This window comes from Enterobacter sp. 725m/11 (assembly GCF_011683705.1).
GTDB lineage: Bacteria > Pseudomonadota > Gammaproteobacteria > Enterobacterales > Enterobacteriaceae > Enterobacter > Enterobacter bugandensis.
Map to the genome: position 1 here is coordinate 1 of NZ_JAAQOK010000117.1, position 805 is coordinate 805.

Consider the following 805-nt stretch of genomic DNA (forward strand, 5'->3'; position numbering starts at 1 on the left):
AAGGCGAAAAGAACCCCGGCGAGGGGAGTGAAAAAGAACCTGAAACCGTGTACGTACAAGCAGTGGGAGCACCTTCGTGGTGTGACTGCGTACCTTTTGTATAATGGGTCAGCGACTTATATTCTGTAGCAAGGTTAACCGTATAGGGGAGCCGCAGGGAAACCGAGTCTTAACTGGGCGTTAAGTTGCAGGGTATAGACCCGAAACCCGGTGATCTAGCCATGGGCAGGTTGAAGGTTGGGTAACACTAACTGGAGGACCGAACCGACTAATGTTGAAAAATTAGCGGATGACCTGTGGCTGGGGGTGAAAGGCCAATCAAACCGGGAGATAGCTGGTTCTCCCCGAAAGCTATTTAGGTAGCGCCTCGTGAACTCATCTTCGGGGGTAGAGCACTGTTTCGGCTAGGGGGCCATCCCGGCTTACCAACCCGATGCAAACTACGAATACCGAAGAATGTTATCACGGGAGACACACGGCGGGTGCTAACGTCCGTCGTGAAGAGGGAAACAACCCAGACCGCCAGCTAAGGTCCCAAAGTCATGGTTAAGTGGGAAACGATGTGGGAAGGCACAGACAGCCAGGATGTTGGCTTAGAAGCAGCCATCATTTAAAGAAAGCGTAATAGCTCACTGGTCGAGTCGGCCTGCGCGGAAGATGTAACGGGGCTAAACCATGCACCGAAGCTGCGGCAGCGACGCTTATGCGTTGTTGGGTAGGGGAGCGTTCTGTAAGCCGTTGAAGGTGTGCTGTGAGGCATGCTGGAGGTATCAGAAGTGCGAATGCTGACATAAGTAACGATAAA

At 52.5% G+C, this 805-nt stretch carries 1 rRNA gene; it reads left to right on the forward strand.

Annotated elements, in window-relative coordinates:
* A 23S ribosomal RNA gene (locus HBA26_RS22655) occupies nucleotides 1–805 on the forward strand; the annotation flags it as partial.